Here is a 10,577-nt window from a genome sequence, read left to right on the forward strand (position 1 = left end):
TGACGGAACGTCAACTCAATCAAAATGAAATTGCGAGGGTGATTCATGGCGCTACTGATCGAAACCGGTCTAACCGACTGGATAAGCGATGATGACATCGCCAAAACGATCCGAAACATAAACCCCGGTGCGGATGTGCGCACCCGGGAAACGATTGGAGATGCAAGCGAAATCACCATGGTCGCTGTTGTCGGCCTGAACAACGACCACCCCAAACGGCTGCCGAACCTGCAACTGGTCCAGAAACTGGGCGCGGGCGTTGAAACGATTGTTGGCAACCCGAGCCTGCCCGATCACGTCCGTATCGCACGACTCAAGCCCGATGCGCCGGCGCAAGGTATTGCCGAGTGGTTCGTCGCCTATCTCCTTCACCACCAACGGAATATGGCCTTTCACGAAGCCGCCCAGCGCAAGGCAGAATGGGTGCCCAAAGCGCCGGTATTCACGCCGGACACCGTAGTGGGCGTTCTGGGTCTGGGCCATATCGGCGCCCGCAGCGCCAGAATGCTGCGCGCCATCGGTTTTCAGGTCATGGGATGGAGCCGATCCCCGAAAGAGATCGAGGGCGTGACCTGCCTGCATGGCGAGGATGCGCTGCCGACGTTGCTAGGCCAATGCGACCACGTTTGCGCCATTCTGCCGTCCACGCCGCAAACACTCGGCTTGTTCGATATGCAGATGCTGGCCGCCATGAAACCCGGCAGTCAGTTGTTGAACGCCGGGCGTGGCGATCTGATCGATGAAAGCGCTCTGGTCGACGCACTGGACCGCGGCGCGCCCGGCCACGCCGTTCTGGATGTGACAAGCAAAGAGCCTCTGCCCTCAGACAGCCCGTTGTGGTCCCATCCCGGGGTAACGATCACCCCACATGTCTCGGGCTGGCATTTGGGTGAAGCGCTGGCTGACGTGGCCGAGAACTTCCAGCGCCTGACCGAAGGAAAGCCCTTGTTGCATGAGGTCGACCGCACGCGCGGCTACTAGACCTAAATCAAGGAGTCAGAATCCAGTTCCCGCTGGCATCCCGGCAGTTGCGGGTTCTGACTTCACGTGATTGTTCGGCCCCGGCGGGCACGATGAAATGCTGGAGATGCACGCAATTGTCCCGGACCTCGCGCACTCGGACAGTGCCTTTTGATCCGGTGTCGTCGTTCGACCAGTTGCGTTCGGTTCCAACCTGAGGCGTTCCATCTGCCAACATCGCATTGGTCGTGGCGTTGACGACACTATAGTCTTCGGGGCTCAATCCCATTTCAGCGATGATTCTCGAAAGTGGCTTGGCCTGTGCCAGTGAAACTGCGCCGATCACAACGGCTGCTGCAAAAAAGGGTGAAATCCAGGCTTTCATGATCTTCTCGCCTTGCTGAAATAAGTTTGGTCACAAGACTATACCGCCGGGGAACGGGGGCCAAGCCCCGCTGGCCGACCTTCAAATAATACCGAACAAACCTATCGCGACTCGGGTGCTAGGACCGCCGCGCCAATCGCCTCATAGTGCCTCAAACACGAACCAGAGGCATGAAATGGCACAGCCCACCTATTACGCGCCCACAGGCGGACACCCCGGACAAGACCAACTGTTGACCGACCGCGCCATGTTTACCGACGCCTATGCGGTTATCCCCAAAGGCACCATGCGCGACATCGTAACCAGCAACCTGCCGTTCTGGGAAGGCACCCGGCTTTGGGTCCTGTCCCGCCCCCTCAGCGGATTTGCCGAGACGTTTTCGCAATACATCATGGAAGTTCAGCCCGGCGGCGGCAGCGAACACCCAGAAACAGACGCCAAGGCGCAGGGTGTTCTCTTTGTGGTCGAAGGTGAGGTGACCCTGACGTTAGGTGGAACTGAGCATGTCCTCGATACCGGCGGTTATGCCTATATCCCGTCTGGATCGGATTGGACCCTGCACAACCGCGCCGAAAAAACCGCCCGATTTCACTGGGTTCGCAAAGCCTATGAAGCCGTTCCCGGCCTGCCCGCACCAGATCCGATCATTACCAACGAACGTGATGTATCGCCCGTCGAGATGCCCGGCACCGAGGGGCGCTGGTCCACAACCCGCTTCACAGATCCGCAGGATCTGCGTCATGACATGCATGTCAACATCGTCAATTTCGAACCCGGCGGCGTGATTCCCTTTGCCGAAACCCATGTCATGGAACACGGTTTGTACGTGCTGGAAGGCAAGGCCGTCTATCGGCTGAACCAGGATTGGGTCGAGGTAGAGGCCGGCGATTACATGTGGTTGCGCGCCTTCTGCCCGCAGGCCTGCTATGCGGGTGGGCCGGGGCGCTTTCGCTATCTGCTTTACAAGGATGTGAACCGGCACATGCCGTTGACACTGTCCAAACGCTAGGCTTTTAAACACTTTATTTCGGTCAGGGGTTCACAGAAGCCTGTGAATCTGGTGAAATAACAGCAGTTTTTAGCACTGGAGATTGTTCAATGGTACTGCGTGTAACGATGCTGGCACTGGCAGCTGCAATTGGTTTGACGGCATTTGATGCGACACCTGTCGCCGCGAAGGAAGAAACAAAACAGGTTTCTGTCATGAGCCGTACCTGGGCGGTGACACAGGTTTCGGACGCTCCGGTCGTGTACCGTGCGACGCGCGACAACAACAACCTGAACCCCTTTGGCCCACCGCCGCGCTTGCGCACCATTCAGGCCATAGCCGCCTTTCAGCAAGCGACTGGGTGCAGACCGATCGTGGCCAGCATGTACCAGAACATTTCGGGTCAGTTCTTTTCGCAGGTCAGCTGCAACTGACCATAGGTCACAACGGGCATTGAGCTATTGGCAGCGCGCTGCCATAGCTTGCGCATGAAACTTGCAATCAACGGATTCGGCCGTATTGGCCGCACAATCCTGCGGCAGCTGCTGGCTTTGCCGCAGGATACAGATATTGAGCTGGTTCTGATCAACGACATCGCCCCGCTTGAGACCTGCGCATACCTGTTCAAATACGACAGCACCTTTGGCCCCTACCCCGGCACGGTAGAACAGGGCGACGCGGCAATCGTCGTCGATGGGCGCACAATCCCTATGACGCACAGCCCCAATCTGGCACATGTCGATCTGTCCGGTGTCGACGTTCTGATGGATTGCACCGGCGTTGCTCGTACCTCGGATGTGGCCAGTCAGGGCCTGACCGCCGGGGCCCGCAAGGTGCTTATCTCTGGCCCCTCGCCCGCGACCGAAATCACCATTGTTCTGGGCGCCAACGAAGATCAGTTGGGCAATGCTCGCATCGTGTCCAACGCGTCTTGCACAACCAACGGGCTTGCGCCCTTGGTCAAAGTGCTGGACCAGATTGGCGGGATTGCGTCAGCCCATATGACAACAATTCACTGTTATACGAACAGCCAGCCTATGGTGGACGCGCCACGCGGCGATTTGGCCCGTTCGCGCGCGGGCGCGCTGTCTATGGTGCCGACCACGTCAAGCGCCACTCATTTGATAGACGAAGTCATGCCGCATTTGGCCGGCCGCATCTCGGGCGCTGCTGTTCGGGTCCCGACGGCCAGTGTATCCGCCATTGATCTGGTGGTGACGCTGGATCGCGGAATGTCGCCTGGGTTGTTCGAAGCCGAACTGCGCGCGGCCGTCCAGACATCGCCTGTGCTGGGCTGGACCGATTCCCCTCTGGTCTCGTCAGACCTGCGTACACGCCCAGAGTCGCTGGTTATAGCGGGACCCGAAACACGCATGGTCGGCGAACATCAGGTCCGTGTTTTCGGCTGGTATGACAATGAATGGGGATTTTCGGCACGCATGTTGGATGTTGCCCGCCTTATGACAGATCGCTGAATTTGCGCGGGCGCAGCGGGCGGGCTTGCCCGCGCGCTGCTTGGCCCAACGGGTCACAAGCATCTTTGATGCGCATTGAACGAGCGGGAGTTCCCTATTCGCCTATGATCTCAAACGGAGTGTCAAACCAGAGCTCCTCCAGATTAGCCCCCTCACCAATCCGATCAATCACAGCGAATAAGCCGGGCCCATGCAATGGGGTCAGCACCCCATGCCATGTGCCGCGAAAATAGTTCACACCCTGTCCGGGCCTGGTTACGAACGCCTGAGGAAGCCCGGGCTTCCCGCCCTCATCCGGGGCCACGACAACCAGAAAAGGCTGATGTGTCATTGGTATGAATGCCTGACTGCCCTCGGGGTGACGCTCAACCATATCCAGTTGATAGGGCAAGGATCGCGAATTGGCGTTGAACAGGCTGATCCCGGCGCGTCCGTCTGTGAAATCCAGTCGTGCCAGATCATGGTACCGGCCACATTGCCCCTGATTGATGATCTTGTCCGGATCACCGGTCACTTCGATGACATCGCCAAACGGGGCAAATGCCTTGGCCGTCAATGGCGCAGTCCTGACTTGCGCGCTCATGAGGGTAAAACGTCCCGCAACCGGAATTCGGCGATCCGCTCGACCTGATGGCAAGCCTCGGCGAATTCGGTGTCCTTATCCTGATCGATGCGCCGTTGAAACGCCTTAAGGATAGACGTTTTGTCGTGATCACGTACGGCGATGATAAACGGAAAACCGAATTTCTCGGTGTATTTCTGGTTCAAACCGGTGAACATCGAACGCTCTTCGTCTGTCAGGGCATCCAACCCTGCCGAAGCCTGCTCGGACGTGCTTTCTTGCGTCAGCCGTTTTGCCTGTGCCAATTTTCCGGCCAGATCCGGGTGCGCGGTCAGGACACCCATCCTTTCGTCCGCAGAGGCGGAGCGGAACATGCGGGTCAGTGCATTGTGTAGCCCACCTGCCGTGTCATTGGCCGGTCCCAATTCCAGCTCATACGCCCGTTCGGCAATCCAGGCGGAATGCTCGAAGATGCCGCCATACGTCGCGACAAACGCGTCCCGATCCATCTGAGCAGGCTTCGGATGCGGCACCGCCGGATGGTGTTCCGCCCAGTGTTCGGCGATCTGCAACCGTGTCGCAAACCAGACATCGGAAAAGCCGCGCGCGTATTCCAGGAAACGTTTCAACGCCATCACCCGGCCAGGTCGTCCGATCAGGCGGCAGTGCAAGCCGATCGACAGCATCTTGGGCGCTCCGCCCTCGCCCTCGGCGTATAGCGCATCAAAGCTGTCTTTCAGGTAGGAATAGAACTGGTCACCCGCATTGAATCCCTGCGGCGTGGCAAAGCGCATATCGTTGCAATCCAACGTGTAGGGTACGATCAACTGATCCCGCCCACCCGCTTGCACCCAATAGGGCAAGTCGTCCGCATATGTATCGGCCACATAGGCAAATCCGCCCTCTTCTGCTACCAACTGAACAGTATTCTCGGAACAGCGCCCTGTGTACCAACCACGCGGGCGTTCTCCGACGACCTCGGTGTGAAGACGGATAGCCTCGGCAATTTGTGCGCGTTCTTCATCCGCTGGCATGTCTTTATGTTCGACCCATTTCAGACCATGGCTGGCAATCTCCCACCCCGCTGCCTTCATCGCGGCCATTTGATCTGGCGAGCGAGCCAAAGCTGATGCAACGCCATAGACTGTTATTGGCAGGTCCTGCATCAACCGGTGCAGTCGCCAGAACCCAGCGCGAGAGCCGTACTCATAGATCGACTCCATGTTCCAATGGCGCTGGTCCGGCCATTGGGCGGCCCCCACGATTTCGGACAGAAACGCCTCGGACGCGGCATCGCCGTGCAGCACGCAATTTTCACCGCCCTCTTCGTAGTTCAGTACGATCTGAACGGCCAGCTTCGCGCCGCCCGGCCATTTGGCATCTGGCGGGTTGGCACCATATCCGATCATGTCACGAGGATAGCGAGAGGGCTGCATGGCATCTTCCATTCTTGATCTTTTGAATAGCCTTACCCCAGAAACACACCGATGATTATCAAATCAATCCGAACGCTGTTTCCGGTTCTTTCGGCATTTCCACTGTTTCGGACTTTGCGCCACACTGCGACAAAGCAAAAGACAAATCAAAGGAGAGACCCGTGGCTGGCTATCTGACGACCCATGTTCTGGACACTGCACGCGGCTGCCCGGCTGAAGGATTGAAAATCGCACTCTATCGGGTGTCGGGGAACTCCCATCGCAAAATCGCCGAGATGGAGACCAATTCGGACGGCCGCACTGACAGCCCAATCTTGCCACAAGACTCTTTCAAAACTGGTACTTACGAGCTGGTTTTCTTCGCAGGAGACTATCTGCGCGCATCGGGCCAGGCAGCTGATGACCCGCTGTTTCTGGATCAGGTGCCGCTCCGGTTTGGCATGTCTGATGCCGAGGCACATTACCATGTACCTCTGCTGCTGTCCCCTTACGGCTATTCGACCTACCGGGGCAGTTGAACCACGGGATGGGGTTACCGTTAAGCGGCAGTTCTATGTGTCAGCAGATTCCGACCCACGCACGACCTTGCCGATCCGCGCAATCATGAAATCCATGAACAAACGCGCCTTGGGGTCCTGATGGCGGCGATGTGTGTATAGGCAGGCCATTTGAACAGATACCGGCGGCGTTTCGACCGCTACGGGGACCAGACGCCCCGAACTGAGGTGTTCGGCCACTTCAAAAACCGGTTTCATCGCGATCCCCTGCCCCGACAGCGCCCAGTCAGTCAGCACGTCACCGTCGTCACATTCGAACCGGCCAGAGACTGCGAACCGCTTGGGACCGTCAGGCGTTTCCAATTGCCACTGAAACTCGGTCGCGCCGGGAAACCTCAGATTCAGGCATTCATGGCGCTGCGACACCAGGTCCGCGCCCGTTGCTGGCATGCCCCTGCGTTCAACATAGGCCGGAGCGGCACAAAGCACGCGCTGGCAGTCAGCGATCTTTCGAATACGCAGGGTACTGTCTTCAGGTTGGCCGATGAAAAAGGCTAGATCCAAACCTTCGGTCGTCAGATCAACGGATCTGTCGGTCAACCGCAGGCGCACGTCGATCTCGGGATATTCCGCAAGAAACTCGGGCACATGCGGTGCCAAAACCCTGCGCCCCACCCCTAGTGGAGCAGCCACAAACAACGATCCCCGCGGGGCCTCGGTCAGATGGACGACCTGCGCTTCGGCATCGTCCACCGCATCCAGAACGGCCACAGCACCGGGATAGAATGCCCGCCCCTGCTCTGTCGGGCTGAGGTTGCGCGTCGTTCTTTGAAACAGGCGCACGCCCAGATGATCTTCAAGCTGAGATATCCGCGCCGACGTCACCGCAGGCGAGATTCGCAGGTCTCGCCCAGCAGCGGACATGCTGCCAAGGTCATAAACCCTGACAAAGGTACGGATGTTGTCTAGATAGGACATCTTTTCGTTTTTTTTGATACAGTTTGACAATATCAGGGAATACCGAAGAAAGTGCCCTTTGCCTAGTGTGACGGCAACCAATCGGAGAGCTTTCTCATGTACGACTTCGCCGTGTTCTGGGACTGGATGGCTTTTGCCGTGCGCTGGCTGCACGTTATTACCGCCATTGCCTGGATCGGATCCTCATTTTATTTCATCGCACTGGACCTTGGTCTGAACCGCGACATCCCCGGCCCGGCGGATGGCGAGGAATGGCAAGTACATGGCGGCGGCTTTTACCACATTCAGAAATACCTAGTTGCGCCCGAACGGATGCCGGAACACCTGGTTTGGTTCAAATGGGAAAGCTACGCGACCTGGCTCAGCGGGGCCGGGTTGCTGATGATCGTGTACTGGGTGGGCGGAGAGCTTTATCTGATCGACGCACAAAAAGCCGATCTGGCGCTGTGGCAAGGCATTCTGATTTCGGCCGCCTCGCTGACTGTCGGTTGGCTGATCTATGATTTCCTATGCAAATCGGGTTTGGGTGAACGTCCTACCCTGCTGATGGTGCTGTTGTTTGTGCTGCTGGTTGTTATGGGATGGGGCTATAATCAGGTATTTACCGGTCGTGCGATGATGCTGCATCTGGGGGCATTCACGGCCACGATCATGACAGCCAACGTGTTTTTCATCATCATGCCGAACCAACGCATCGTGGTAGACGATCTGAAGAACGGCCGTACACCTGACCCAAAGTACGGCAAAATCGCCAAGCTGCGCTCGACGCATAACAACTACCTGACATTGCCGGTGGTGTTCCTTATGTTGTCGAACCACTACCCGCTGGCCTTTGCGACAGAATACAACTGGATCATCGCGGCTCTGGTCTTCCTGATGGGCGTGACCATCCGACACTACTTCAACACGCGCCACGCACGGGCAGGCGATCCGACCTGGACGTGGCTGGTCACGGCACTGTTGTTCATCGCAATCATGTGGTTGTCTACTGCCCCTATGTACAAACCTCTGGAAGAGGCCGAAGCACAGCCACTGACACCGTTTGAACAGAAATATGCTGCCGCCGATGGCTTTGAAGAGGCCCATGACGTTGTTCTTGGACGCTGTTCGATGTGCCACGCGCGCGAACCGGTGTGGGAGGGCATTTTGTGGGCGCCAAAGGGCGTATTGCTGGAAACTGAAGGCGACATTGCCCGCAACGCCCAGCAAATCTATCTGCAGGCGGGGGTCAGCCACGCGATGCCCCCCGCAAACGTCACCTACATGGAGCCCGAGGACCGAGAGGCAATCATCCGCTGGTTTCGCAACGCAGGTTCCTGATCCCGAGACCGATCAATCACACAGGTCGCAAAATTCAGGCGACGCTGGATTTAGTCTTTTCCTGCAAGGACTCTGATGCTCTAACATGAATGTAATCAGCCGTTGCTTTGCAAAAAACGGCAAATGTGATTTCGAGTTGGGGCAGTTGGAGCTATCAGATGCCGGGGAGCAGGCCGCGCGCCTTTTTGAAGAGATGCCTTCTCGGCGCGATTGCAATGACCCTGCCGACCGCATTGGCCGCGCTGGAAACCACCTTAACAGCTCCGGGTGCTTCAAAAGAGCTTGTCGAGCGGATGGAGGAAACCTCCTCGGTTACGACGGCCGAATCTCGCGGGCTGGACACGCCGCTTGAGATCTTGTCGGCGGCGCTTTCGGATTATCGCACTCTAGTCCAAATTCTTTATGACGAAGGGTATTTCAGCCCAGTCGTAAGCATCAAACTGGACGGAAAAGAAGCAGCTGAGATCAGCTCGCTCAGCGTACCAGCGCAGATCAATAGCGCGGTAATCACGGTCAACACCGGCCCCAAGTTCACCTTTGGCGAAGCCATCGTACAACCGATAACGCCCGAAACAGTTCTGCCCGAGGAGTTTGCGGTCGGCAAACTCGCGACCACCGGCGCGATCCAACAAGCCGCGTCAGCTGGCGTGCAGGGTTGGCGCAACGCGGGTCATGCCAAGGCCGAAGTCGACGGCCAGAAAGTCATTGCCCGCCATGCCGAGGCCAAGCTGGATGCCGAGATCGACCTTACCCCCGGCCCGCGCCTGAGATTTGGCAAAATGATCATCAAGGGCGACACCGATGTGCGCCACCGGTCAATAGAAAAGATCGCCGGGTTTCCGGCAGGCGAAGTATATTCGCCCGAGAAAATCCAGAAGGTCGGCACACGGTTGCGGCGGACGGGGACCTTCAACGTTGTTTCGATTGAAGAGAGGGACACTCCGAACCCGGACGGCACATTGGATTTCGACGCGACGTTTGAAGATTTACCCAAGCGCCGACTGACCTTTGGCGCCGAGATCGCGTCGCGCGACGGGGTAGACGTGACCGCGACCTGGACGCATCGCAACGTATTCCGGCGTGCCGAACGCCTGCGGTTCGAGGCGGCAGTCCGTAATATCGGCGGTGCCGAGGATATCGACGGCCGGATCGGCTTGCGTCTGGATCAGCCCGACCGGCTTGGTCCCGATGACAACACTTTCTGGAACGCGCTTCTGGAACGGCGCAACACAGAAAACTACAACGTCACCGTTGCGTCGCTGGCCTACGGTGCCCGGCGCACGTTCTCTGATCGGCTATATGCCGAAGCCTCAGCTGGGTTTCAGTGGTCCAGCGCGGACGACGCCTATGGCGATGACCGCAGGTTCCGATATTTCATCCTTCCCTTGCGTTCGGAATGGGACGAGCGCGACAGTAAGGTCAGCGCAACGCGCGGCTTTTATCTGGACGCGCAGATCACGCCCTTTGCTGGTCTGTCTGAAACCGAAAGCGGCATACGCATGTTTTTTGATGGACGCGGCTATACCAGCCTCGGCACCGGCGGACGGCTGGTTCTGGCCGGTCGCGTACAGCTGGGATCAGTGCTCGGGCCGTCGCCGGACGGTGTAACACCAGACTTCCTGTTTTTCTCGGGCGGTGCCGGAACGGTTCGGGGCCAACCCTACGAGAGTCTTGGCATCCCTGTCGGCACTGGTATTGCAGGGGGCAAATCTTTCCTTGGTCTTTCCGCCGAGGTGCGTGGCAAAGTCACCGAAGCCATATCTCTGGTCGGGTTTTATGACTACGGTACGGTGGACACATCCTCATTCATCGGCAGCGGCGCAGAATATCACGCGGGTGCCGGGCTTGGGGTTCGGTATGATCTGGGCGGATTTGGTCCGTTGCGGCTGGATCTGGCCGTTCCAGTGCAGGGTGACACCGGCGACGGCTTGCAGTTTTATATCGGGATCGGACAGGCATTTTGATTGGACGTCGCG

Annotated in this window: 11 protein-coding genes; 7 read left to right on the top strand and 4 right to left on the bottom strand. The window is 58.0% G+C overall.

Annotated elements, in window-relative coordinates:
* Positions 1-45: 45 nt before the first annotated feature.
* On the top strand, positions 46-981 hold the full coding sequence (locus AC2FIO_RS19670) for a 2-hydroxyacid dehydrogenase (protein WP_496699688.1): 936 nt from the start codon (positions 46-48) through the stop codon (positions 979-981).
* A 7-nt stretch (positions 982-988) separates the two neighbouring features.
* On the opposite strand, the gene AC2FIO_RS19675 is transcribed toward AC2FIO_RS19670, so the two are convergent.
* On the bottom strand, positions 989-1,345 hold the full coding sequence (locus tag AC2FIO_RS19675) for a hypothetical protein (RefSeq protein ID WP_496699689.1): 357 nt from the start codon (positions 1,343-1,345) through the stop codon (positions 989-991).
* A 175-nt stretch (positions 1,346-1,520) separates the two neighbouring features.
* On the opposite strand from AC2FIO_RS19675, the gene AC2FIO_RS19680 reads away from it, so the two are divergent.
* The 3 genes from AC2FIO_RS19680 (at position 1,521) to AC2FIO_RS19690 (ending at position 3,808) form a co-directional block, all read left to right on the top strand.
* Positions 1,521-2,354, top strand: a complete 834-nt coding sequence (locus AC2FIO_RS19680; protein ID WP_496699690.1) for a bifunctional allantoicase/(S)-ureidoglycine aminohydrolase — start codon at positions 1,521-1,523, stop codon at positions 2,352-2,354.
* Positions 2,355-2,443: 89 nt separating this feature from the next.
* Positions 2,444-2,767 carry a hypothetical protein gene (locus tag AC2FIO_RS19685; protein WP_058273193.1) on the top strand — a complete coding sequence of 108 codons (324 nt, stop codon included), beginning with the start codon at positions 2,444-2,446 and terminating at the stop codon, positions 2,765-2,767.
* A gap of 54 nt (positions 2,768-2,821) precedes the next feature.
* Positions 2,822-3,808, top strand: coding sequence for a type I glyceraldehyde-3-phosphate dehydrogenase (locus AC2FIO_RS19690; protein WP_496699691.1), 987 nt, complete (start codon positions 2,822-2,824; stop codon positions 3,806-3,808).
* A 94-nt stretch (positions 3,809-3,902) separates the two neighbouring features.
* On the opposite strand, the gene AC2FIO_RS19695 is transcribed toward AC2FIO_RS19690, so the two are convergent.
* Both AC2FIO_RS19695 and puuE read right to left on the bottom strand, forming a co-directional pair.
* Positions 3,903-4,391 carry an ureidoglycolate lyase gene (locus AC2FIO_RS19695; protein WP_496699692.1) on the bottom strand — a complete coding sequence of 163 codons (489 nt, stop codon included), beginning with the start codon at positions 4,389-4,391 and terminating at the stop codon, positions 3,903-3,905.
* The gene (puuE, locus tag AC2FIO_RS19700; protein WP_496699693.1) at positions 4,388-5,806 is read right to left on the bottom strand and encodes an allantoinase PuuE; all 1,419 of its coding nucleotides are present in this window, start codon (positions 5,804-5,806) and stop codon (positions 4,388-4,390) included. Before puuE ends, AC2FIO_RS19695 begins: the two co-directional genes overlap by 4 nt.
* Before the next feature lie 161 nt (positions 5,807-5,967).
* Here puuE and uraH point away from each other — a divergent pair, with 161 nt between their 5' ends.
* The gene (gene uraH / locus AC2FIO_RS19705; RefSeq protein WP_058273190.1) at positions 5,968-6,324 is read left to right on the top strand and encodes a hydroxyisourate hydrolase; all 357 of its coding nucleotides are present in this window, start codon (positions 5,968-5,970) and stop codon (positions 6,322-6,324) included.
* Positions 6,325-6,357: 33 nt separating this feature from the next.
* On the opposite strand, the gene AC2FIO_RS19710 is transcribed toward uraH, so the two are convergent.
* Complete coding sequence (locus AC2FIO_RS19710) at positions 6,358-7,281, bottom strand: LysR family transcriptional regulator (protein WP_496699694.1); 924 nt, start codon at positions 7,279-7,281, stop codon at positions 6,358-6,360.
* A gap of 96 nt (positions 7,282-7,377) precedes the next feature.
* Between AC2FIO_RS19710 and AC2FIO_RS19715 the strand changes: the two genes are divergently transcribed.
* The gene (locus AC2FIO_RS19715; protein ID WP_113791601.1) at positions 7,378-8,601 is read left to right on the top strand and encodes a urate hydroxylase PuuD; all 1,224 of its coding nucleotides are present in this window, start codon (positions 7,378-7,380) and stop codon (positions 8,599-8,601) included.
* Between the two features lie 215 nt (positions 8,602-8,816).
* Complete coding sequence (locus AC2FIO_RS19720; protein ID WP_496699695.1) at positions 8,817-10,565, top strand: autotransporter assembly complex protein TamA; 1,749 nt, start codon at positions 8,817-8,819, stop codon at positions 10,563-10,565.
* Positions 10,566-10,577 lie beyond the last annotated feature (12 nt).

This window comes from Ruegeria sp. CDSB086 (assembly GCF_059611065.1).